Consider the following 23,385-nt stretch of genomic DNA (forward strand, 5'->3'; position numbering starts at 1 on the left):
ATCCTGTTTGAGCGCGCTATTTTACGCCTTGGGTTTAGCCTTCCAGCTCAGCCCAACGCTCGACCAATTGCTCCAACTCATGCTGCACCGCCTGCAGTTTCGCCAGCACTTCGGCAGTCTTCTCCGCAGGCTGCTGATAGAAACTTGGCGAGCCGATCTGTTCCTGCAAACTGGCAACCTGCCCCTCCAGCACATCGATTTGCCCTGGAATGGCCTCCAGCTCGCGCTGTAGCTTGTAACTGAGTTTTTTCTTGCTCGCCGCCGCTGCCACGACCGCCACAGGCTCCGCCACCACTGGCGTCGGAACCACAGCTGAGGCTAGTTCAGGCTTGCCGGCTTTGCTTTCACCCACACCGAGCAGACGCGGCGAACCGCCCTGACGCAGCCAATCCTGATAACCACCGACGTATTCGCGCACACGACCTTCACCTTCGAATACCAGGGTGCTGGTCACCACGTTGTCGAGGAAAGCCCGGTCATGGCTGACCATCAGCACGGTACCCGGGAAAGTCAGCAGTACTTCTTCAAGCAACTCCAGGGTTTCCACGTCGAGGTCGTTGGTCGGTTCGTCCAGCACCAGCAGGTTGGCCGGCTTGCTGAACAGCTTGGCGAGCAAGAGACGTGCCCGCTCGCCCCCGGACAAAGCCTTGACCGGTGTACGTGCACGCTGTGGGCTGAACAGAAAATCGCCCAGGTAGCTCAGTACATGACGGTTCTGCCCATCGATCTCGATAAAGTCGCGGCCTTCGGCGACGTTGTCGATCACGGTCTTTTCCAGATCGAGCTGGTGACGCAATTGGTCAAAATAAGCCACATCAATGCGTGTGCCTTCGGTCACTTCACCGCTGGTTGGCTGCAAACCGCCGAGCATCAGCTTGAGCAAGGTGGTTTTTCCGGTGCCGTTGGCGCCAAGCAGACCAATGCGGTCGCCGCGCTGCAGCACCATGGAGAAGTCCTTGATCAGGAACGGCCCACCTGGATGCGCAAAACTGACGTTTTCCAGCACCATCACCTGCTTGCCGGATTTCTCGGCGGTTTCCAGCTGGATATTGGCCTTGCCGGTGCGCTCACGGCGCTCGCTGCGCTCTACGCGCAGTGCTTTGAGGGCGCGCACACGGCCTTCGTTACGGGTGCGGCGGGCCTTGATGCCTTGGCGAATCCACACTTCTTCCTGGGCCAGACGTTTGTCGAACAGCGCGTTGGCCGTTTCTTCGGCGGCCAAGGTGGCTTCCTTGTGCACCAGGAAGCTGGCGTAGTCGCCGTTCCAATCGATCAGGCCGCCACGGTCCAATTCAAGGATGCGCGTTGCCAGGTTCTGCAGGAAGGAACGGTCGTGGGTGATAAACAGCACCGCCCCCTGGAAATCGGCCAAGGCTTCTTCCAGCCAGGCAATTGCGCCGATATCCAAATGGTTGGTGGGCTCGTCGAGCAGCAGCAAATCCGGCTCGGAGACCAGCGCCTGGGCCAGCAGAACGCGACGACGCCAGCCACCGGACAGTTCAGCCAGGGTCTTGTCGGCCGGCAGTTGCAGGCGGCTCAGGGTGCTGTCGACCAGTTGCTGCAAGCGCCAGCCATCACGAGCCTCAAGGTCCTGCTGCACATGCATCAGCTTGTCCAGATCGGCTTCGGTGACACAGTTCTGCGCCAAGTGATGATACTGCGCAAGTAACTCACCCACGCCGTCCAGACCTTGGGCGACCACATCAAACACGGTGCGATCATCAGCCACCGGCAATTCTTGCGGTAGCTCACCAATTTTCAGCCCGGGTGCACGCCAGACAGCGCCGTCATCGGCCTTCTGATCACCCTTGACCAGCTTCATCATGCTCGACTTGCCGGTGCCGTTGCGGCCGATGATGCACACCCGCTCGCCACGGGCGATCTGCCAAGACACCTTGTCCAATAGCGGCATCGCGCCGTAGGCCAGGGAAATATCGGTGAACTTGAGCAGGGTCATGGCACGCCTCAACAAAAAACGACAGGTGAACGCTGGTAAACCGCGGCCGAGCAACGGGCTTCGTTGCATCCAGTGCACAGCGGCAACCTGAAACACCCAAAAAATCATCTGCAGCTGCCCACGGCACCCGCAAAACAGGGCGCGCATTCTAACCGAGAAGCGCATCGACCAAGCAGGCAATTTCAGCAGCAGGCGCGGTAAATTCTGCGCATGCCATCTGCTGCTCGGGCAACAAGCGCTCTAGCACGGATGCCAAGGCTCAAATGGCGATTAGTGCGGACAATTACCCGTTGAAACGCTTTGCGCCTTCACCGCCCTTAGGCAAACGACTAAGCTAGAGCCATACGCACTATTTGCCTGGAAGTGTCATGCGCGGTCCCCTGTTCAGCCTGCTGTCCTGCCTATTGGTTTCCTCCCTGAGCGTCGCTGCGGCGCAAGCGGCCACTCTGACGCAACAGCGTCAATACTACGATCAAGCCAAAGCCGCACTAGCCAAGGGCGACAAAGGCCCTTACCAGCGCTATGCCAGTGCGCTACGTGATTACCCGCTGGAGCCTTACCTGGCGTATGACGAGCTGACCGCCCGACTGAAGTGGGCCAGCAATGACGAAATCGAGAAATTCCTCGCTGAACACGGCGACCTGCCGCAAATCAGCTGGATGAAGCTGCGCTGGCTGCGCTGGCTGGCAGAACGCGGTGAATGGAAGACTTTTATCAACTACTACGACCCGGCCCTGAACTTCACTGAGCTCGACTGCCTGTATGGCCAATACCAGCTGAGCCACGGTATGCGCGCCGAAGGCAATGCCACAGCCGAGAAGCTCTGGCTGGTCGGCAAATCCCAGCCCAACGCCTGCGACCCGCTGTTCGCGCTGTGGGCCGCCGAAGGCCAGCTTACTGAACAGAAGCGCTGGCAGCGCGCCAAGCTGGCGGCCGAAGCGCGCAACTACGGCCTGGTCACTCACCTGATCAAGAGCATGCCGACCCTGGGCAACCACGGCAAAACCCTGCTGCAGGTTGCACAGAAACCTGAGCTGCTGAAACAGACCTCACGCTTTACCCAGACCGACCCGGCCATGGCCGATGTAGTTGGCCTGGGCCTACGCCGCCTGGCCCGCCAGGACCCGGAGAGCGCGTTGAAGCTGCTCGATGGCTACGCCCAACGGATGAAATTCTCCAGCGAGGAACAGGTCGCCATCGCCCGCGAAATCGGCCTGACCCTGGCCAAACGCTTCGATTCGCGCGCTCTACAGGTCATGGCCAAGTACGACCCCGAGCTGCGTGACAACACCGTCAGCGAATGGCGCGCCCGCCTGCTGCTGCGACTGGGCCGCTGGGATGAGGCCAACCAGCTGACGCGCCGGATGCCTGCTGAACTGGGCAACACCAACCGTTGGCGCTACTGGCAGGCGCGTAGCATGCAATTGGCACAGCCCAATAGTCAGGAACCCAAAGCGCTGTACCAGGCGCTGGCCAAGGAGCGTGACTTCTACGGCTTTATGGCCGCCGACCAGGTGCAGGCGCCCTATCAGCTGAACAACAAGCCGCTGGCTCTGAGTCCACAGACCATCCAGAAGGTGCGTAATTCGGCAGCGATTCGCCGTGCCCTGGAGTTCCATGCCCGTGGTCAGGTCGCCGATGGCCGGCGCGAGTGGTACAACGTCAGCCGCCTGTTCAGCCGTGACGAAATGGTCGCCCAGGCGCGCCTGGCCTATGAGATGGGCTGGTACTTCCCAGCCATCCGCACCATCAGTCAGGCGCAGTATTGGGACGATCTGGAGGTGCGCTTCCCCATGGCTCACCGCGAACACCTGGTGCGTGAAGCGAAGAACCGCGATATCCATTCCAGTTGGGTATTTGCCGTCACCCGCCAGGAAAGTGCCTTTATGGCCGATGCCAAATCCCACGTCGGCGCCATGGGTTTGATGCAGCTGATGCCAGCTACCGCCAAGGAAACCGCCAAACGCTTTGGCATTCCGCTGTCATCGCCGCAGCTGGCCTATCGCCCGGAAATCAATATCCAGCTGGGCGCGGCCTACCTGAGCCAGATCTACGGCCAGTTCAACGGCAACCGTGTGCTCGCCTCCGCCGCCTACAACGCTGGTCCAGGCCGTGTGCGGCAGTGGCTGCGCGGCGCGGATCACCTGTCGTATGACGTGTGGATCGAGAATATCCCGTTTGATGAAACCCGCCAGTACGTGCAGAACGTGCTGTCCTACTCAGTGATCTACGGTGAGAAGCTCAACGCACCGCAGCCACTGGTCGCCTGGCACGAGCGTTACTTCGACCAGTAACAGCCAAGACAGGCACGTTCAACAGCAATTGTTGAGCGTGCCCTACCCGCCTACTCCAGCACCTGCACCGGCATATCCAGACGCAATTGCCCTTCGCCACAAGCGATCAGGTTCTGTCCGAAATACACCTCGCCTTCACGCTCACGGTAGGTTTTCAGGGTGGTCAGCGGTTCGCGATCAGCACTGCGCTCGCCCGTCTCTGGGTCGAGGGTGGTCATGATGCAACGCGAGCAGCCCTTGACCACACGAAACTCCAGCTCACCAATACGGATACGCTTCCAGCTGTCTTCGGCATAAGGCTCGCTACCGCTGACCACCAGGTTCGGGCGAAAACGCAGCATCGGCAACGGCCGACCGACGCGCGCCGAGAGGTCATCCAACGACGCCTGACCGATCAGCAGTAAAGGAAAGCCATCGGCAAACGCCACCTTGTCGCCGACCTCGGCATACGCCGTATCGACCTGCCGCGCCCGCGGTTCTGAGACCTGAACCAGACGGCAGGCACGGCCAAGCAATTGGCTAAGCCAATGCGCCGCCTGATCACCGGCGTCCGGCACCTGCAAACTGTCGCGCCAGATGGTCACACCACGCAGCGGCGCCTGTTCATCCGGCACCGCCACTTGCAACTCAGGCATACCCGGTGCACTCAGTTGCAGGTGCGTGCTGCCCAGCCAGCGCGCTTGCAGCTGAGTCATGTGTGCAAGCAAGCGTTGCGTAAGGAAGCGCCCAGATTCAGCATCGACTACCATCCAGCGACGATCACCCTGCACGCCCAAAGCGTCCAGCATCGTTTCGCGCAGGGCTTCGCCCGCCGCCGACTTCAGTGGATAACGGTACAACCCGGAGAGATGCAACATGAGCCCAGCTTCCGTTTGGCAAAACGCACTTATACGAGCAACCCGACGTACCTACAAGCCCGCTTTGGCCCTGCCGCTACTGGTGTTGCTAAGCGCTTGCAGCGGTACTGCGCCGGATAACCTGGGCATCCATGATGGACAACTGAGCGCCTGCCCAGACTCACCGAACTGCGTAAACAGCCAGGCCAGCGATGCGCGACACGCCATTGAACCGCTGCCACTGCAAGGTACCACCGAAGAAACCCAGGCACGCCTCAAGGCGTTACTCAGTGCAGAGCCACGCGTGAGCGTGGTGGAGGAGGCTCCGGGGTATTTGCGCGCCGAATTCAGCAGCAAGCTGATGCGCTTTGTCGATGATGTGGAATTTATGATCGGCGCGGCCGGAGTAGATGTGCGCTCGGCATCGCGCCTGGGCTACGCGGATTTCGACGTCAACCGCGAGCGCATTGAACATCTGCGCCAGCGGCTAAGCGAATAAACAGCAGGTACATACCAGCCTGACGCCCGCGTCAGGCTTATTCCTCGGGGTGCAACAGGGCCAAACGCTGGTGCACCACATCCACCAGTTTGTCTGGCTGGAACTTGGAGAGGAAGTTGTCGCAGCCGACCTTCTTCACCATGGCCTCGTTGAAACTGCCGGACAGCGAGGTGTGTAGCACCACGTACAAGTCCTTGAGACGTGAGTCGTTGCGAATTTCGGTGGTCAGGCGATAGCCGTCCATCTCCGGCATTTCCGCATCGGTGATCACCATCAGCAGCTTCTCGTGCACATCGACCCCGGCGTCAGCCCAGCTTTTCAGCAGGTTCAACGCACGCAGGCCGTCGCTAGCAGCGTGGCAGCGGATATCCAGTTGCGCCATGGTGCCCTTGAGCTGACTCATGGCCACGTTGGAGTCGTCTACCAGCAGCACCTCACGACCCTTGGCGTATTCCAGCAGCGGGTCGGCGAGTTTTTCCGGAGAGACCTTGGTGCTCATCGGGCTGATTTCTGCCAACACCTTTTCCACGTCGATCACTTCGACGATCTGGTCTTCGACCTTGGTAATGGCCGTCAGGTAATGCTGACGCCCTGCTCCGCCTGGTGGCGGCAGGATGGATTCCCAATTGAGGTTGAGAATGCGCTCGACCCCACCGACCAGGAAGGCCTGCACCGAACGGTTGTATTCGGTGACGATGATGGTGCTGCGCTCATCCGGCACGATGGGCCGCATGCCGATAGCCTGGGACAGGTCAATCACCGGCAGCGTCTGCCCACGCAGATTGACCACTCCGCAAACAAACCGGTGACGCTGCGGCATCAGGGTCAGCTTGGGCATTTGCAGGACTTCCTGCACCTTGAATACGTTGATCGCAAACAACTGCCGCCCCGTGAGACGGAACATGAGAATTTCCAGGCGGTTCTCACCCACCAGCTGGGTACGTTGGTTCACTGAGTCGAGAATGCCGGCCATCATGCGCTCCTGTTCACTTATCGATCTAGCCTAGCTCAAATAGCCATGCCCTGGTGTATCGGCCATCTGCCGCGCATCTGAAGGCAGATGGCGCGACGCCATCATGCGATAAGCGCAGCGCCGAGGCCAGCCAGGCGACAGGAAGCTCCGCGTTTATTCCATCAACAGCGGCGAATTCTCCGGTAAATGCACGTGCAATGCTTGCGGCATTGACGCAAAGCGTAGCTTGCGACTTTCCATCGGCTCGCCATCCAGATTGAGGTCCAAACCTTCTGGTGCTTCGACCTCCAGCCAAGGCAGCCGGGCGCTCAGGGCCACGCTCTGCAAGCCATTGATCCCGCCAGACAGCAGCGTGCCCAAGGTGCCGACCACATCAGCCGCCGCCGGCACGATGCAGATATCCAGCAAACCATCGTTGACCCGTGCGTTGGGGCACAGCACGTGCCCACCGCCGGCCTGGCGGCCATTGCCGATGCCAAGGGCAAGAAACTCGCCTTCCCACTGAAAATCCGGTCCGGTAAAGCGGCCAAACGACGATTGCACTTCGGCAAAACGGCTCAAGCCCGTCAAAAAATAAGCCGCGCCGCCGAGCACGCGCTTGAGATCTTCTGACGTATTGGCGGTGACATTGCAGCCAAAGCCGCCAGTGGCCATATTGAGAAACACTTGGCCGTCAACTTCGCCCAGATCAATCGGCTGCGCAGGCGTATCCAGCAATCTCAGGGCAATTCGCGGATCAAGAACAATCCCCGCTGCGTGGGCAAAGTCGTTGGCCGTGCCCAACGGCAATAGCGCCAGACTGGCCTTGGTTCTTGCCAGCGCCATGGCTTCAGCCACTTCGCGCAGGGTGCCGTCACCTCCGCCGGCAATCAGAGTCGGGTAACCGGCCTGCAGCGCCTCATTGACCAGACGCTGTGCATCGCCACTCTCCCAGGTCACCCGCACATCCAGTTGCCAGCCCTCTTCACGACGCGCCTGCACCGCAGCGCGCACATCGGCATTGAGAGCTTGCTTGCCATGCAGAATCAGCAGCGCTTTACGTTCTTGCATTCAAGGCATCCTTTCACATTTCAATACAAAGACTCAGCTGCAGAGCTTGAGGTTGCACCAGCCTGTAAACCACGAGCTCAACATCAAACAATTAGATTATTAGGCTCAATATTTACGTATTTTTAATCGTATTGATTTATTGGATCATCCTTTCATCGCCAACGAACACCGCCGCTGAAAGCCGGTGTTCCTTAAATGAGGATATGCAGATGATCGAAGTACGCCCCTTCGCCGAGCTCGGCGGTGCCCATCATGGCTGGCTGAATGCCCGTCATCACTTTTCCTTTGCCGAATACTATGACCCGGCGCGTATGAGCTGGGGACCGCTGCGGGTCTGGAACGATGATGAAATCGCCCCGCACACGGGCTTTCCAACCCATCCGCATCGCGACATGGAAATCATCACCTATGTACGCCAAGGGGCCATCACCCACAAGGACAACCTGGGTAACCATGGCCGTACCGAAGCCGGTGATGTGCAGGTAATGAGCGCCGGCACCGGAATTGCCCACAGCGAATACAACCTGGAGGACACCACTACCAAGATTTTCCAGATCTGGATTCAGCCCAACCAGTCGGGCCTACCGCCGTCCTGGGGCGCCAAGCCGTTCCCCAAAGGTGAGCGCGCCGGCACCTTCGTCACCCTGGCCAGCGGCTTTGCCGAAGACCAGGACGCGCTGTCGATCCGCACCAATGCGCGGATGGCTGCGGCCACCCTGCAAGCCGGCCAGAGCACCGAGTATCCGATTGGTGCGTCGCGCCGCGCCTACCTGGTAGCAGCGAGCGGCAGTATCGAGGTCAACGGCGTCAGCGCCCAGGCTCGTGATGGTGTGGCTGTCAGCGATGTAGACGTGATCCGGGTGACGGCTATTGAAGACAGCGAAATCATCCTGGTGGATGTGGCCTAACCTCAGTGATGGCTTAGCGGCGCAGCAGAACCGGTGCGCCGCCAGGCCACATTACGCCGGGTAGCCGGTAATTTTGCGAATGGTCTGATACAGCGGCTTCAGCTGCTTATACATGCGCTGATAAACCTGGGTGTACAACTGCTGATAGGTGCGCTGCGCCTCAGGGTTGGGTGTGAACACGTCACCTACCCGGGTCATGGCTTTTATCGCAGTCGGATAATCAGGATGCAACCCCAAGCCCACCGCGCAATTGATCGCCGCGCCCAGCCCGCTGGTTTCATACAGATGCGGACGCTCGGCAGGCAGGCCGAAGATATCGGCCGTCAGCTGCATCGCCGCATCGCTCTGTGAACCACCACCGGAAACGCGCAGGCGGGTGATGCGTGTGCCCGAGCGTTTCTCGATCTTTTCCTTGCCCTGACGCAGGGCATAGGCCAGCCCTTCCAGAATCGCCCGGTAGATATGCGCGCGGGTGTGTACGTCGCCAAAGCCGATGATCGAGCCCTTGGCCTCCAACCCTGGCTCACGAATGCCCGGCGACCAGTACGGCTGCAGCATGAGGCCCATTGAGCCAGCCGGCACGCTGTTGACCAGTTCATCGAACAGCGCCTCAGGCTCCACACCCAGTTCCTTGGCCCGCTGCATTTCGCGCAGGCCAAATTCTTTTTTGAACCAACTGACCATCCAGAAACCGCGATAGATCATCACCTCGGTGTTGAAGTGATCGGGAATCGCCGAGGGGTATGGCGGTATAAGCGGAATGGTCTCCAGATACTTACTGCGAGTGGTGTTGATCGTCGCCGTGGTGCCATAGGACAGGCACGCCGTGCTCGGCTCCACGCCACCGGCGCCGAGCACCTCACAGGCCTTGTCGGCACCGGCAGCAATCAGCGGCAGGCCTTCAGGAATCCCGGTATGTAGGCTGGCAGCCGCCGTGATGTGGCCGAGCAATTCGCCAGGCTTGCACAGCTCCGGCAACTGCTCGCGACGCACCGGCATGGCCTGCCATTTCCAATCGCCGGGCTTGGCCCACTGCAGTCGTTTGTAGTCGAACGGCAGGTATGCCACACAGCTGGTCAGGGAATCGACAAACTTTCCGCACAGCCGATGGCTGAGAAATCCCGAAAGCAGCAGCACCTTGTGGGTATTGGCCCAAATGTCCGGCTGGTTCTGGGCGATCCAGTTAACCTCGGCCTGGGCGCGGAAGTAATCCACCGTGGCTTGCACCCCAACGATCTTGAACAGCCACCCCCAAGGCCCGGTGATCCGCCCTTCGACCTTGGCCTGACGCTGATCGAGCCATAGCATCGCGGGTCTCAGCGGTTGGCCTTGCGAGTCAACGTTGATCAGGGTGCCACGCTGGGTGGTGAGTGACACACCCTTGATCAGGCTACGGTCGATATCCACCTGCTGCCACAGCTGTGCGCAGGCTTCACCGAGGCTGGCCCAGTAGTATTCCGGATCCTGCTCGGCCCAGCCGGGTTGCTTAGAGTAATAAGCCTCAAGCTCCACCTTGCCCTTGGCGAGCAGATTGCCCTGAAGATCAAACAACAGCGCCCGAATGCTCTGGGTGCCATTGTCGATGGCCAGCAGATAACTTTTCTCGCTCAAGACGCCGTCCTTCCTCGTGATCCATCTTCCGCCGGCAGGCTGTAGCAACGCTGCCAGAGTTGCCGATACGCCTGTTCTTCCTCTTGCCAGCGCGCGTCGTCCCACCCCAGGCGGGCCTGACACAGCGCACGGATACGCGGCAGTTCGGCCGCCGCACCGCACGCCAGCAGCAGGCCCAAACGGGTGCGGCGCAGTAGCAGGTCATCCAGGTGCAGCACCAGCTCCTGCTCGGCCGCCCAGGCCAGTTCGGCCCACAGCGTGTCCGTGCCGGAAACCTGCTCGACACCCAGTTCATCGAGCAACGCCAACACCCGCGGCAGCGCCCGGCCATAACGGCCAATCAGGCGCTTCTGCTGAACCGGGCTTAACTGCGGCATCGGCTGCTGCGGTAAGGCGGCAAAGGTCGCCGCGCCCTGATCATCCAGCGTACGGCCAACCATCGGTGCGCAAGCCTGCAGCACTTCCAGCGCCAACAGGCGGAAAGTGGTCAGCTTGCCGCCGGCCAGGGTCACGCAACCGGGCTCAACCCACAGCGCATGTTCGCGTTTTTCATCCGAAGGTTTGCGCCCTTCACTGCCATCCGTGACCACCGGGCGCACCCCGGCCCAGGTCGACAGCACATCCGCCGCGTTGATAGCGGCAGCAGGAAACTGCTGGCCACAGGCGGCCAGCAGGTAGTCCACTTCATCCGGGCTGATTCGCGCTTCTTCAGCTAATGGCGCCGGGTGATCCAGATCGGTGGTGCCAATCACGGTCGCGCCCTCCCAGGGGAAGACAAATACCGGGCGCTTGTCCGCCGCATGCATAAAGCTAAACGCATGAGCCACGGGAAGGCGCCAGGCCGGCACCAGCAGGTGGCTGCCGCGCAGCGGACGGATATGCTCCAGCCCGGTTTTCTGCCGCAGCTGATCGGCCCATGCACCTGTGGCCTGCGCCACCGCACGGGTCTTGAAGCGATACTGCAGGCCGCTTTCACTGTCTTCGGCGAGCAGGCCAGTGACGCACCCATCTTCGCGCCGTAACTCGACCACGCGCATGCCATTGAGCGCTTCGCCGCCGTCGGCACGGGCCTCACCCAGCACGCGCTGTACCAGGCGCGCATCATCGGTGACCGCATCAAAGAAGCGCGTGCCGCCAAGCAGGCCGTCTTCCTTCAGACCTGGGGCCAGATAACGCAGCTGTTGCAACGGGTAGTACAGGTGATTGCGCTTGCCGGCCAGAGCGTCATACACCGTCAGTAGCCCGCCGAACACTCGCGGGCCGGGAAAGCCGCCCTGGTAGTGGGCCATGATAAAACTCAAGGGGTCGACCAACCCCGGCGCTTCCTGCAGCAAGCGCTCGCGCTCGCGCACCGAATCGCGGGTCAGGCCGAACTGGCCCTTGGCGATATAGCGCAGCCCGCCATGCACCATCTTCGAGGAGCGACTGGACGTGCCCCAGGCAAAGTCGCGCTGCTCCAGCAGCAGGCATTTCCAACCACGCCGCGCTGCTTCACGCAGAATCCCGGCACCGCTGATGCCGCCGCCGACGACGATCAGGTCCCAGTCGCGTGCAGCCAGCTCAGGCAGGGCCTGTTCACGCCAGGCGGCGTTCCACTGGCTCATCATCAATCCTGCAACAACACGCCGGGAGCCAGGCGCTGCTCAGGGTCGAAATGCCCAGCCAGCGCCTTGAGGGTCGCCATACCCAGCTCGCCCTTCTCCACCGGCAGGTAAGGCGCGTGATCGCGGCCGACGCCGTGCTGATGACTGATGGTGCCGCGGTTCTCGGCGATAGTCAGGCTGGCGGCATGCTTGAGCTTCTGCCAGCGCGCCATGGCCTCGGCGTAGTTCGCACCTGGGCGGAACACGTAAGTGGTGTAGATGCTCGAGCCTTCGTTGTAGACGTGGGACAGGTGGGTAAACACATGCACCTGCTCGCCCTCCTCACTCAGGCCTGAGCGCAGGCTCGTTTCGACTTTGTTCAGCAGGTTGTCGACATTGCTCCAGTCGGTGGCGGTTTCCAGCGTGTCCACCGCATAACCAGCGGCCCACAGGCCGTGGCGCAGGTAAGGGAAACGGAAGCGGTTTTCTGCCCACTTCTTGCCCAGCAGGGTGCCGGTAAATACGCCGTCAAAACTCTTCAGCAGCTTCTTCGCCTGTTTCAGCGAGGCGGCGTTCTGTGTGCGGCTGCCGGTGACACCAAAGGTCAGCATGCACTTGCCCTCGCGAGCGCCGCGCAGGGCCAGGTATTTCTCCAGCCAGGCGATCTGCTGGGGATGGCCGGCCAGGGCCAGCTGGGTTTTGGTCTCAATGGCGTTGGACAGGCGCAGCATCGACAGCGGCACGCGCGCCTGGGCCAGACTGCGAATGGCGTTCAGCGCCTGCTGCCAGTTGGGCAGGAACACTGCATAGAAGTTTTCCTGCTCGGCCAGGCGTGTGATGCGCACCTTGACCTCGGAAATGATGCCGAAGCGCCCTTCCGACCCCATGAGGATTTCGCGCAGATCAGGGCCCGCAGCGGATGCCGGGAAGGTCGGAATCTCCAGGGTGCCGGCGAAGGTCTCGACCTTGCCGCCGGCAAACAATTGCTCGATACGTCCGTAGCGCAGCGACTGCTGGCCACTGGAACGGCTAGCGACCCAACCACCAAGGGTCGACAGCTCCCAGGACTGCGGGAAATGGCCCAGGGTGTAGCCCTGCGCGCGCAGCTGGCTTTCCACTTGTGGGCCATTGGCACCCGGGCCGAAGGTGGCGATCAGGCTGTCGTGGTCGATCTCGATCAGCTTGCTCATGCGCGCCAGTGACAGGGTCAGCACCGGCTTGCTGCTGACCTGTGGATTGATATGGCCGGCCACTGAGGTGCCACCGCCGTAGGGAATCACGATCAGATCCTGCTGGCTGGCCCAGGCCAGTAGCTCGCGGACCTGCGCAGCGCTTTCCGGGTAGGCCACGCCATCGGGAAACACACCGAAATCACCCGAGCGCATCGCCAGCCAGTCCGGCAGACTCTGGCCACGGGCGTGACGTACGCGGTCCTCGGCATTCAGACAGATCAACGGATGGGCCTGCAGACGCGAGGCCGGCACCTGCGCCAGCACCTGCTCCAGGCTGGCATCGGCCAGCAACTGACCCGAGCCGACCAGTTCGGCAAGAAAAGCCTCGCCATGGGCCGGCAGCTCCACCACTGTTGCCTCATCACCCCAGCCGTTCCAACGTCGCATCTGTGTCTCCCGGATATTTCAGTCACCCTCGATGGCTGCCTATACTAGCTGGCCGCTTCAAGGCGTCACTGTCGTATCGAGCCAGGCGCTATCGCCAATCAAGACATTCAGAATAAGAACAGTTCATGGAAAACCTCGGTTATACCTCTGTCCCTTCCCTGCTCAAGTACCTGCGCCACGCCGAGCAATTGGGCCTGGATATCGACAAGGCCTTGGCGGCCGCCGGCATCAAGGCCGAGGACCTGGCCGACAACGGCAAGCGCATCCCCAGCGAAACCCACGAACGCCTACTCGCGCATTTGCTGCGCGTGTCCGGAGATCCACTGTTCGGCCTGCATTGCGCACGCTTTGTGCAGCCCGGCTCCTGGAGCGTGTTGGGCTATATCACCATGAACTGCGCCACCCTCGGTGAGGCCATGAGCCGCATCGTGCCTTACGAGAAACTGGTGGGGGATATGGGTGTCAGCCGGGTCGAGGCCGGCGCCGACCACGTCCGTTTGATCTGGACCTGTCGCCATCAGGCTGAGCCGATCCGCCGGCATATGGTGGAGAACGTACTGGCCTCCTGGCTGCTGTATGCGCGCTGGATCTCCGACTCCGACAGTTCGCCGCGGGAGGTGTGGTTCGAACACGCCCTGCCTGAGGGCGTCGATATTGCCGAATACCAGGCAATTTTCGGCTGCCCGATCCGCTTCGAACAAAGCTGCAATGCGCTGCTCGTGCCGCTGGAATACCTTGCTGTGCCGCTGCGCCAGGCCGACGCCAACTTGTTGCGCACCCTGGAAGAGCACGCCCTGACCCTGATGGCTGGACTGGACGACAACGAGCCACTGCCGCAACGGGTAAAGAACGCCCTGCGCCTGCTGCTCAAGGATGGGCTGCCACGCAAGGAACGCGTTGCGGAGAAGTTCAATATGACGGTGCGCACCCTGCAGCGACACCTGCAACTGGCTGACACCAGCTACCAGCAGATTCTCGATGAACTGCGCCAGGAACTGGCCGAGTATTACCTGCTGCGCAGCGACCTGGCGATTCAGGATATCGCTAGCTATCTGGGGTTTACCGAATCACGCTCGTTCCACCGCAGCTTCAAGACCTGGACGGGACAGACGCCGGGGGAATTTCGCGAGAGCCGGCGCAATAGCTGACAACCTTGGTGGATGGGTAAAGCGCCATCCACCACAAGGAGGCAGCAACTACGCTGACCTACCCGAGGATCTCGCTGAGCGGAATAAACCGCAGACTATTGCCCTCGGCCAGGGTGGTGCCTTCCAGCACTTCGGCAAATCCCTCGGCCCAAGCCGCGCTGCGCAGCACCCCGGAGCTCTGGTTCGGGTAAGGCACCACCCGGCCATTTTCGATACGCGCGCGCAGGTATTCGCGACGATTGCCCGGTTTGCTCCAGGCGAAGCCCGCCGGCATCGGAAAGCCCAATGGCTCGACCCGCTGCACGCCCAGACGGCGCAACAGATAAGGCCGCGCCAGCAGACCAAAGGTCACCAGAGTCGAAGCCGGATTGCCCGGCAGGCCGATCACCGGCACGCCGCGAAACTGTCCACAGGTCAGCGGTTTGCCCGGTTTGATCGCCAGTTTCCACAGCGCCAGTTCGCCCTCTTCTCGTAACGCCATGCCGAGGAAATCCGCCTCGCCCACCGACACGCCGCCGGTGGACAGAATCAGGTCAACATCACTCAGCGCAGCCAGCGCCGAACGCGTCTTTTCCAAGTCATCAACCAAGATACCGCCGTCCACCACCTCGCAGCCCAGCCGCTGCAGCCAAGCGATCAGCACGCGGCGATTGCTGTTGTAGATCTGCCCTGGCCCCAGCGGCTGACCCGGCTCTACCAGCTCATCGCCGGTGGATAACACGGCTACTCGCGGCCGGCGGCGCACAGTCAATTCAGCGCAACCGAGGGACGCTGCAAGTCCCAGCTCGATCGGCCCCAGACGCGTACCGGCGGGTAGAACGCCATCACCAACACGGGTTTCCTGACCCTGAGCGCGCACGTTCTGCCCGAGTTTCAACGGCTCGCTAAAGGCGACGCGGCCGTCTTCGCCGAGCACAGCGTTTTCCTGCATTTCCACGCTATCAGCACCGGCTGGTAGCGGGGCGCCGGTAAAGATCCGCGCGCAGGTGCCAGGTTGTAACGGCTGCGGCGCACTGCCGGCCTGGATGCGTTGGCTGACGACCAGCGGCTCGCCATTCCAGTCGGCCAGGCGCAGGGCGTAACCGTCCATGGCGCTGTTGTCCCAGGGCGGCAGATCCAGTTTGGCAATCAGCGGCTCAGCCAACACGCGGCCAGCGGCGTCATGCAGGCTGACCTGCTCGGTTTCAACAATTGCCGAAGCCTCGGCCTGCGCCAGCAAACGCGCCAGCGCCGCCTCAACAGGCATCAAGCCAGGTTTGTCACAGCAGCTCATCCACGGCTCTCGCAGGCAGCCACCGACTTGAGGTGCGGAACGAAATTGCACGGACGGTGGCGGTTATCCAACTGCTCACCGAGGATGCCATCCCAGGCGGTGCGGCAGGCGTTGGTCGAACCCGGCAGGCAGCACACCAGGGTGCCGTTAGCCAGACCGGCCAGGGCGCGGGACTGAATGGTCGAGGTGCCGATATCAGGCACGGAAATCTGCCGGAACAGCTCACCAAAACCATCGACCTGCTTGTCCAGCAAACAGCTCACCGCTTCCGGCGTACTATCGCGGCCGGTAAAGCCGGTGCCGCCGGTAATCAGCACCACCTGCACCTGATCTTCGGCAATCCAGGTGGCGACCTGGGCGCGAATCTTGTACAGATCGTCCTTCAGCAAAACCCGGGCGGCAAGCTGATGGCCGGCCGCCTGCAGGCGGTCAACAAACAGCTGGCCGGAGGTGTCGGTTTCCAGGCTGCGGGTATCACTGACGGTCAACACCGCGATATTCAAGGGCACGAAATGTGCCTCGGCCTTGTGGTTCATGGCAGGCTTCCAGTTATGGGCGATAATGCCCGCCGTTATATCACAGGCCCGCTTTCGGAGACTGCGCATGCCCGCTTCCGCAACCCTACCCCGCTGTTCTGTTCTGCTGCTTTCCGGCGGCCGTGGGCAGCGCATGGGCGGTGCCGACAAGGGCCTTCTCGACTGGCAAGGCCGTCCGCTGATTGCCTGGTTGCATGAGCTGGTGCGCCCCTTGACCGACGACCTGATCATCTCCTGCAACCGCAACGCCGAGCGCTATGCGCCCTTTGCTGATCGGTTGGTTACAGATGCCCCGTCTGACAATGGCAATGGCGATTTCCAAGGCCCGCTCGCAGGCATACGCGCCGGCCTGCGCATCGCGCACCAGGAAAATCTGTTGGTATTGCCGTGCGATGCGCCACAACTCGACAGGCCGCTGCTAGAAGCACTACTGCGCCTGGCCGGTAAACGCGCAGTCGTAGTACGCCAAGGCGAGTTTCTCGAACCGTTGTTCAGCGTCATTCCCCGTGCACTGCATGCAGACCTCGAGCAGGCCTGGCAAGCCGGTGAGCGCAGCCCGCAACGCTGGTTGCGCAGCCTCGATCCATTGACAGTCGAGTGTCCACTCGGTGACCCTCGCCTGGCCAACCTCAACACCCCGAATTTGCTGACGACACGCAGATGAACGCCAACAAGGGAACTTGATTGGCAAAATTTCGTCACAAGCAGGGTAAAAACCTCTATCAATCAAGGAGAAACCCATGTCTCAGCGGATTATTCCAGCATTGCTGCTTACCTTGGGCCTGGTCGCGCTGACTGGTTGCGCGTCCCCGACTGTAATCACCCTCAATGATGGCCGCGAAATTCAGACCATCGACGAGCCGAATTTTGACGAAGATTCGGGCTTCTACGAGTTCGAACAACTCGATGGCAAACGCGCCAAGGTCAACAAAGATCAAGTGCGTACCGTCAAAGAGCTGTAAGAAAATGACCCGGGCGCTATCAGGTACTTTTTGCCCGGCGCCTGGGCTCTGAGCGATACATTCAAAGCGTTTGGCCAATAGAAAAAATTAAAACCTAAGCCCTTGTGTCGTAAAACTTTCTCAGTAGAATCTTGACCCATTCGGAGTGTAGCGCAGCTTGGTAGCGCGTCTCGTTCGGGACGAGAAGGTCGCAGGTTCGAATCCTGTCTCTCCGACCAGAATCCATAAAAAAGCCCGCTTAATCGCGGGCTTTTTTATGCCTGCAGCAAAGCCTATTGCAGGCTTTCGAACGCATGCACCAGAGCCTTGCTCAGGTCTATGGTGGAGAACTTGGTCAGCACATCATTGGCGCCGACCGCCTTGGCTTTTTCGGTGTTCATGGTGCTGTCGAGCGAGGTGTGCAGCAGCACATAGATCTGGCCGATATCTGGCTTCTTACGCAGCGTGCGCACCAGGTCGTAGCCATCCATTTCCGGCATTTCGATATCCGAGACCAACACCTCGATGGGTTCCCCTGCATCGAATTGCCGCTGCAGCAACTCAAGTGCGTCAGCAGCGCTGCGCACCATCTGGCAATCCAGTTCCAGCTTGCGCAGGGTAATCATGGTCTGGTGCAGCGCGACGTGCGAGTCATCCACCACCAGCACGCGACGCCCCTTGAGCAGCGCGCGTTCGCGCTCTGATAACAGCTGTTCGTCCAGCTCCTCGACAATCATCGGCGCAAGCTCGTGCAGCACTTTTTCAATATCGAGAATCTGCACAATCTTGCCGTCGATCTGCGTCACCCCGGTGATAAAGGCTTTGCTGCCGGAACCTGCCGGCGGCGGACGGACATCGCGGGTATAGCACTGCACGATGCGCTCCACGCTTTGCACATGCAGGCCCTGACGCGAGCGACTTAGTTCGGTGACGATCAGGCAACCATCATTGTTGCCCGGCACACCCTGCTCGCCGATGGCCTTGGCCAGATCGATCACCGTCAGCGCCGAACCGCGCAGGGTAGCCACGCCACGCACATGGGGATGACGACTGGGCAGTTTGGTCAGCGTCGGGCAGGGAATGATTTCCTGAACCTTGAGCAGGTTGATCCCCAACAAACGGCCGCTGTGCAAACGGAACAGCAGCAGCGACAGGGCGTCTCCAAGCACCATGCTCATTGATCTTCTTCCTTCACTAAATCATTGATCGCCGCGCGCGCATCGAGCATCAGGCGCTACGCAGGAATTCGACAATCTGTTCGGCTTCGAATGGCCAGTTCAACTCGGCCCCGGTGTCGCTGCGACGCAGCACCGGAATGCGCAGACCATAGTCCTCAATCCAGTGCTCATGCTCAGCGATGTCGACCAGCTCGACCAGCAGGCCGTGCTCGACAAAAGGCATCAGCAGCGCTTCGGCCACCTCACACAGGTGGCAGCCGAGCGTACCGAATAATTGGCATTCCGGGAGCATCTGCGCACCTCCACTGACTACTGGAGGTGCAGTTTAGCACTGCCTCAGCCTCAGGCGTCCGTGGACTTGCTGCTGTCTAGGGCGGGATTGAGCAGGTTCTGCAGGCCATCGAGCAAGCGACTATTGAGCTGCTCGGCCTTGTCCAGGCGACCGCTGTCAAAACGCTCATCCAGCGAGAAGCCGCCTTTGAGCATATCCAGCAAGCTGGTTTTAGCGGTGCCTTCTTCAGCCACCTGATTGGCGCTGCGCAATGCGTCGAGCAGGCCTTGGGCGTAGTCGATCAGCGAGCTGTTGACCGCGCTGGCAGCCTGGCCGCCATCTTGCGCCACGGCGCTGTAGGCATCGGTTGCCTGACGCACAGTGGTTTGGGTCAGACGCAGAGACATGGACGCCAATTGCTCACCATCCATTTCCAGCGCCATAGCACGGTCGAAGGCGCCCGACAGATCGCCGGCATAGAACTTGTTGGAAAGGTCCTGCACCTGGCCGAAAAGTTTTTCCAGCGCAGCGCGTTCTTCGTCATCCAGCTCGCCTTCAACGCTGACTTGCCAAGCACCGATCTGCAGGCTGCCGGATTGGCTACTGGCAACCACCGAACTGCCGTTGCCATTGCTGCTGGCGACAACGCCGCTCTGCGACCAGTTGGCCGAAGCCTGGGCAATGGAAATACGCAGGCGGTCACCATCACGGGTGGTCACCTCCATATCGAAGGTTTCCGCTTGCGCGGCAAACCGCTCGCTGTAAGCGGCGATATTGGTTGAGCCCTCAACCAGCGCGGCATCCGGATTAAAGCGTTTATCCAGGTCGCTGAAACCGTCCTGGATTTTCTGGTAGGTGTCGTCGATATCGCTCGCCACCTTACCTTGCAGCACGCCCATGCCGTCGAGAATCTTGCGCGCTTCGGCAAAACCCTTTTCCACGCCGCTGCGCGCCTGCTCAAGCAAGCCCTTGAGTTTGCTTGGGTCGGCACCCGCAGCTTGCTCGCTTTGCAGGCGCTGCTCGATAAAACCAAGAATGCGCCCGGCGACTTTCTCCGGGGTGTAGTCATTGGCCTTGCCGGCCAGCGCACCTGGTTCCAGCCCGAGGCGTTCAGCCAGACGGTTGGCCAGTGTCGCCTGCGCATCGGCAGCATTACGCACAACCGGCTGCGCAGTAGCTGAAGCAGGACGTGAAGCGGAGGATAAATTTGCGGCCAGAGGGTTCATGGCAAAGTACCTGGGCGGTGTATCTGACTGGTTGGCGGCCGTGCAGGATGAAACTTTAGCCTGATTGCGGATAAACCGATCAACGGCGCGCCAGGCAGGCTAGAGCGATTGCAGCTGCACCCACTGCACGCCAAGCCAACACAGACCACACCCGAGCAGACCAAAGTCTAAAAGCCAAGCCTAAGCCCCCATGCTTTATTTCGCCTCGCTGTATCAGATCGGCCACAAGCCGACCCGCACACACGAGGAGCTAACAATAATGACTCAATCTCCCCTCGCTCGCGCTGTGGCATTCGCCACACTGGGCACCTGCCTCACCCTGCCATCGCTGGCCCAGGCAGAGTTTATCAAGGACAGCAAAGCCAGCCTTGAGCTGCGCAATTTCTACATGAATCGCGACCTGCGCGACCCGGGCGTCGCCCAGTCCAAGCGTGAAGAGTGGGCCCAGGGCTTTCTCTTCAAGGCCGAATCGGGCTTTACCGAAGGCACCGTGGGCTTCGGCCTGGACGCTTACGCCGGGCTGGGTCTGAAACTTGACTCATCCGATGAACGTGCCGGCACCAACCTGCTGCCGAACAGTTTTGGTGATGAGGGGCCGGGAGAGTATTCCGAAGCAACCGCAGCGGCCAAGGTGCGCTTGTCCAAGACGGTCGGCAAAATCGGCGGTCTGATGCCCAAGCTGCCGATCGTGGCTTCTGGCGATTCACGCTTGCTGCCACAAGTGTTTAACGGCGGAATGATCACCTCGCAGGAAATCGACGGCCTGACCCTCAATGGCGGCCAGTTGCGCGAGGTTAACTTCCGCAACTCCACCGACAGCCAGGACATCACCGCCACCAACGTTGGCGGGGAAAGCGATCGCTACAACTTCGCTGGCGGTGACTACAAGTTCAACGGCGGTAACACCACTGTCGGCCTGTGGTACGGCGAACTGGAAGATATCTACGACCAGAAGCTCTACAACCTGATCCACGTACAACCTATCGGTGACTGGAAACTGGGGGCCAACCTGGCCTATTTCGATTCACAGGACAACGGCAGCAAACTCGGCGGCAAGCTGGACAACGACCTGACGTCAGTCAATCTCTGGGCAGGCACTGGCGCACATACATTCCGCTTGGGTTACCAGAAGGTCGGCGGCGACAACGCCTTCCCATTCCTCGCCGAGACCGACCCCTACATCGTCAACTACCTGCAGATTCTCGATTTCACCCGCAAGGACGAGAAATCCTGGCAGGCACGCTATGACATCAACTTCGCCACCTACGGCGTGCCAGGCCTGAATGCTTTCGTTCGCTACGTAACAGGCGATGGCTTCGATGGCGTCGGCGGCCGCGATGGCAAGGAATGGGAACGCGACTTCGATGTCAGCTACACCATCCAGGAAGGCACCTTCAAGAACCTGGCAGTGCGCTGGCGTAACGCGATGGTGCGCTCCAATGCCAGCATCGGCGACCTCGATGAAAACCGTCTGATTGTCAGCTACACCCTGCCACTGCTGTAAACCATTTAAACGGCCGCAATAAAAAAGGCCCGGACACTGTCCGGGCCTTTTGCATTAACGCCTAGCTATCAATCTTGGCTGACGGCGCCAATCTTGTGCACCGAGAGGTCAGCACCGTAGTACTCCTCCTCCTGGCTCAGGCGAATACCCACGGTAGCCTTCAGCACACCATAAACCAGTACGCCACCAATCAAGGCCACCACCACGCCCAGCGCGGTGCCGACAAACTGGCTGGCCAGGCTTACACCGCCCAGGCCGCCCAGCATTTCTTGGCCGAAGATGCCGCAGGCAATACCGCCCCACACGCCGCACAGACCGTGTAGCGGCCAGACGCCGAGCACGTCATCGATCTTCCACTTCACCTGGGTCGCGGTAAACGCCCAGACGAACAAAGCACCGGCAATCGCGCCAGTAACCAGAGCGCCAACCGGGTGCATCAGGTCGGAACCGGCACATACAGCAACCAGGCCAGCGAGCGGACCGTTGTGCAGGAAGCCTGGGTCGTTACGGCCAACAAGCAAAGCCGCCACCGTACCGCCGACCATCGCCATCAAGGTATTGACCGCGACCAGGCCGCTGACGCTGCCCAGGGTCTGCGCGCTCATCACGTTGAAGCCAAACCAGCCGATGATCAGAATCCACGAGCCCAGGGCCAGGAACGGAATATTCGACGGGGCAAAGGCCACCAGACGACCATCGCGGTAACGCCCATCACGACGCCCCAGCAGAATCACCGCGCCAAAGGCCAGCCAGCCGCCCATCGCGTGTACCACCACCGAGCCGGCAAAGTCATGGAAGGTGGCGCCGAACTGCGCCTCCAGCCAGGCCTGGACGCCGTAGTTGCCGTTCCAGATCACCCCCTCGAAGAAGGGGTAGATAAAGGCCACGATCAGCACAGTGGCGCACAGCTGCGGGCCGAACCTAGCGCGCTCGGCGATGCCACCGGAAATAATCGCCGGGATGGCCGCCGCAAAAGTCAGCAGAAAGAAGAACTTCACCAGCGCATAGCCGTTGCCTTCCGTCAGCACGCTGGCAGGCTCTAGGAAGGTCACGCCGTAGGCAATCCAGTAGCCAACAAAGAAATAGGCCAGGGCCGACACGGCAAAGTCGGAGATGATCTTCGACAAGGCGTTGACCTGGTTCTTCTGCCTGACTGTACCCACTTCAAGAAAGGCAAAGCCGGCGTGCATCGCCAGCACCATCACGGCGCCGAGCAGAATAAACAGGGTATTGGAGCCGTGAATCAGGGTTTCCACAGCACTGTTGATGTTTTCCATCTGCGAAGAAAACTCCGTCGCGGGGAAAAAGCACCAAAGCGGATCACAAACCAATAAATACGCACCATATAGCGGCACTTATCATGATCCAGCTTGCCGAGATCCAGGCTGTACAGCACCAAGCCGGTGCCGACTGAACCTTGCCTCGAAGTACTTATTCCATAGTTATTAATAAGTTATTGATGCACCACGGCGTCCTGGCCAGAACCCTCGCAGCCCCATAAAGGAGCGCATCTGCAAGGGCGCGCACCAGCGCAATGCAAGCGCTGTACCAGCCGATCAGTCGGCAGCATCCGTCCTGCACCGAAGAAAAAAGGAACCACTGCCCCACAGAGGACTCGAACCCCCTACACTGCCCCGTCATAAGGAGAGACACCATGGCTCGTAAGACCCCCGTATCGTCCAGCTCGGATCAGTTACTCGACGAATTCCAGGCGCTGGTGCGCGACACCGAAAGCTTGCTGCAGCATTCCGCCAGCCTTGCCGGTGAGCAGGCCGAGGAACTGCGCGAGCAGATCCGCAGCAGCCTGGGCCGCGCACGCAGTACCCTGCACAACGCCGAAGACGCTCTGCATGCCCGCGGCAAAGCGGCTATTGAAGCCACCGAAGGCTATGTGCAGACTCACCCATGGCAGACCCTTGGTATTGCTGCCGCCATTGGCCTGCTGTTGGGCATGCTGATTACCCGGCGCTAAAGAGAA

At 60.6% G+C, this 23,385-nt stretch carries 21 protein-coding genes and 1 tRNA gene; 9 read left to right on the top strand and 13 right to left on the bottom strand.

Annotated features, from left to right (window positions below; translation table 11 throughout):
- Positions 1-34: 34 nt before the first annotated feature.
- Positions 35-1,957 carry an ATP-binding cassette domain-containing protein gene (locus RHP75_RS13475; RefSeq protein ID WP_311088622.1) on the bottom strand — a complete coding sequence of 641 codons (1,923 nt, stop codon included), beginning with the start codon at positions 1,955-1,957 and terminating at the stop codon, positions 35-37.
- Positions 1,958-2,325: 368 nt separating this feature from the next.
- Between RHP75_RS13475 and RHP75_RS13480 the strand changes: the two genes are divergently transcribed.
- Positions 2,326-4,251, top strand: a complete 1,926-nt coding sequence (locus RHP75_RS13480; RefSeq protein WP_311088623.1) for a transglycosylase SLT domain-containing protein — start codon at positions 2,326-2,328, stop codon at positions 4,249-4,251.
- Positions 4,252-4,301: 50 nt separating this feature from the next.
- Here RHP75_RS13480 and RHP75_RS13485 read toward each other — a convergent pair whose 3' ends face one another.
- Positions 4,302-5,108 (bottom strand): MOSC domain-containing protein, encoded by an 807-nt coding sequence (locus RHP75_RS13485; protein WP_311088624.1) that lies wholly within the window; start codon positions 5,106-5,108, stop codon positions 4,302-4,304.
- Here RHP75_RS13485 and RHP75_RS13490 point away from each other — a divergent pair.
- On the top strand, positions 5,107-5,586 hold the full coding sequence (locus RHP75_RS13490; RefSeq protein ID WP_311088625.1) for a DUF1499 domain-containing protein: 480 nt from the start codon (positions 5,107-5,109) through the stop codon (positions 5,584-5,586). The two genes, RHP75_RS13485 and RHP75_RS13490, sit on opposite strands and share 2 nt — an antisense overlap.
- A 37-nt stretch (positions 5,587-5,623) precedes the next feature.
- Here RHP75_RS13490 and RHP75_RS13495 read toward each other — a convergent pair whose 3' ends face one another.
- Together RHP75_RS13495 and yegS are read right to left on the bottom strand one after the other, a co-directional pair.
- The gene (locus RHP75_RS13495; protein WP_160015507.1) at positions 5,624-6,559 is read right to left on the bottom strand and encodes a chemotaxis protein CheV; all 936 of its coding nucleotides are present in this window, start codon (positions 6,557-6,559) and stop codon (positions 5,624-5,626) included.
- A gap of 153 nt (positions 6,560-6,712) precedes the next feature.
- Complete coding sequence (yegS, locus tag RHP75_RS13500) at positions 6,713-7,609, bottom strand: lipid kinase YegS (RefSeq protein WP_311088626.1); 897 nt, start codon at positions 7,607-7,609, stop codon at positions 6,713-6,715.
- 209 nt (positions 7,610-7,818) lie between these two features.
- Here yegS and RHP75_RS13505 point away from each other — a divergent pair, with 209 nt between their 5' ends.
- Positions 7,819-8,517 (top strand): pirin family protein, encoded by a 699-nt coding sequence (locus RHP75_RS13505; RefSeq protein ID WP_311088627.1) that lies wholly within the window; start codon positions 7,819-7,821, stop codon positions 8,515-8,517.
- 51 nt (positions 8,518-8,568) lie between these two features.
- On the opposite strand, the gene RHP75_RS13510 is transcribed toward RHP75_RS13505, so the two are convergent.
- From RHP75_RS13510 to RHP75_RS13520, 3 genes are read right to left on the bottom strand one after another with little or no spacing between them, the layout of a single operon-like run.
- Entirely contained in the window at positions 8,569-10,128 is a 1,560-nt protein-coding gene (locus RHP75_RS13510; protein WP_311088628.1) for an FGGY-family carbohydrate kinase, read from the bottom strand.
- Positions 10,125-11,735 carry an FAD-dependent oxidoreductase gene (locus RHP75_RS13515; RefSeq protein WP_409079652.1) on the bottom strand — a complete coding sequence of 537 codons (1,611 nt, stop codon included), beginning with the start codon at positions 11,733-11,735 and terminating at the stop codon, positions 10,125-10,127. The genes RHP75_RS13510 and RHP75_RS13515 overlap by 4 nt, the downstream gene beginning before the upstream one ends.
- A complete protein-coding gene (locus RHP75_RS13520) occupies positions 11,735-13,330 on the bottom strand; it encodes an FAD-binding oxidoreductase (protein WP_311088631.1) in 1,596 nt (531 codons plus the stop codon). The genes RHP75_RS13515 and RHP75_RS13520 overlap by 1 nt, the downstream gene beginning before the upstream one ends.
- Before the next feature lie 125 nt (positions 13,331-13,455).
- Between RHP75_RS13520 and RHP75_RS13525 the strand changes: the two genes are divergently transcribed.
- Complete coding sequence (locus tag RHP75_RS13525; RefSeq protein WP_311088632.1) at positions 13,456-14,478, top strand: AraC family transcriptional regulator; 1,023 nt, start codon at positions 13,456-13,458, stop codon at positions 14,476-14,478.
- 58 nt (positions 14,479-14,536) lie between these two features.
- On the opposite strand, the gene glp is transcribed toward RHP75_RS13525, so the two are convergent.
- Both glp and moaB read right to left on the bottom strand, forming a co-directional pair.
- A complete protein-coding gene (gene glp, locus RHP75_RS13530; RefSeq protein ID WP_311088633.1) occupies positions 14,537-15,751 on the bottom strand; it encodes a gephyrin-like molybdotransferase Glp in 1,215 nt (404 codons plus the stop codon).
- The gene (moaB, locus tag RHP75_RS13535) at positions 15,748-16,287 is read right to left on the bottom strand and encodes a molybdenum cofactor biosynthesis protein B (protein ID WP_090248092.1); all 540 of its coding nucleotides are present in this window, start codon (positions 16,285-16,287) and stop codon (positions 15,748-15,750) included. The genes glp and moaB overlap by 4 nt, the downstream gene beginning before the upstream one ends.
- A gap of 67 nt (positions 16,288-16,354) precedes the next feature.
- Between moaB and mobA the strand changes: the two genes are divergently transcribed.
- The 3 genes from mobA to RHP75_RS13550 all read left to right on the top strand — a co-directional run bounded on the left by mobA (position 16,355) and on the right by RHP75_RS13550 (position 17,467).
- Entirely contained in the window at positions 16,355-16,951 is a 597-nt protein-coding gene (gene mobA, locus RHP75_RS13540) for a molybdenum cofactor guanylyltransferase MobA (protein WP_311088634.1), read from the top strand.
- Positions 16,952-17,027: 76 nt separating this feature from the next.
- Positions 17,028-17,249 (top strand): YgdI/YgdR family lipoprotein, encoded by a 222-nt coding sequence (locus tag RHP75_RS13545; protein ID WP_160015517.1) that lies wholly within the window; start codon positions 17,028-17,030, stop codon positions 17,247-17,249.
- A 141-nt stretch (positions 17,250-17,390) separates the two neighbouring features.
- A tRNA-Pro gene (locus RHP75_RS13550) sits at positions 17,391-17,467 on the top strand.
- Between the two features lie 54 nt (positions 17,468-17,521).
- Here the strand turns inward: RHP75_RS13550 and RHP75_RS13555 are convergent.
- From RHP75_RS13555 to RHP75_RS13565, 3 genes are read right to left on the bottom strand one after another with little or no spacing between them, the layout of a single operon-like run.
- Entirely contained in the window at positions 17,522-18,406 is an 885-nt protein-coding gene (locus tag RHP75_RS13555) for a chemotaxis protein (RefSeq protein ID WP_311088635.1), read from the bottom strand.
- A 49-nt stretch (positions 18,407-18,455) separates the two neighbouring features.
- Positions 18,456-18,698, bottom strand: a complete 243-nt coding sequence (locus RHP75_RS13560) for a glutaredoxin family protein (protein ID WP_311088636.1) — start codon at positions 18,696-18,698, stop codon at positions 18,456-18,458.
- Between the two features lie 50 nt (positions 18,699-18,748).
- Positions 18,749-19,903, bottom strand: a complete 1,155-nt coding sequence (locus RHP75_RS13565; protein WP_311088637.1) for a DUF5610 domain-containing protein — start codon at positions 19,901-19,903, stop codon at positions 18,749-18,751.
- Positions 19,904-20,162: 259 nt separating this feature from the next.
- On the opposite strand from RHP75_RS13565, the gene RHP75_RS13570 reads away from it, so the two are divergent.
- Positions 20,163-21,407: an OprD family porin gene (locus RHP75_RS13570; protein ID WP_311088638.1), complete on the top strand. Its 1,245-nt coding sequence runs from the start codon at positions 20,163-20,165 to the stop codon at positions 21,405-21,407.
- A 68-nt stretch (positions 21,408-21,475) separates the two neighbouring features.
- Here the strand turns inward: RHP75_RS13570 and RHP75_RS13575 are convergent, their stop codons facing one another.
- Positions 21,476-22,684, bottom strand: coding sequence for an ammonium transporter (locus tag RHP75_RS13575; RefSeq protein ID WP_311088639.1), 1,209 nt, complete (start codon positions 22,682-22,684; stop codon positions 21,476-21,478).
- A 377-nt stretch (positions 22,685-23,061) separates the two neighbouring features.
- Between RHP75_RS13575 and RHP75_RS13580 the strand changes: the two genes are divergently transcribed.
- A complete protein-coding gene (locus tag RHP75_RS13580) occupies positions 23,062-23,379 on the top strand; it encodes a YqjD family protein (RefSeq protein WP_090248105.1) in 318 nt (105 codons plus the stop codon).
- The last annotated feature ends 6 nt before the right edge of the window (positions 23,380-23,385 follow it).

Origin of the sequence: Pseudomonas sp. SG20056, assembly GCF_031764535.1 — a bacterium.
Taxonomy (GTDB): Bacteria; Pseudomonadota; Gammaproteobacteria; order Pseudomonadales; family Pseudomonadaceae; genus Aquipseudomonas.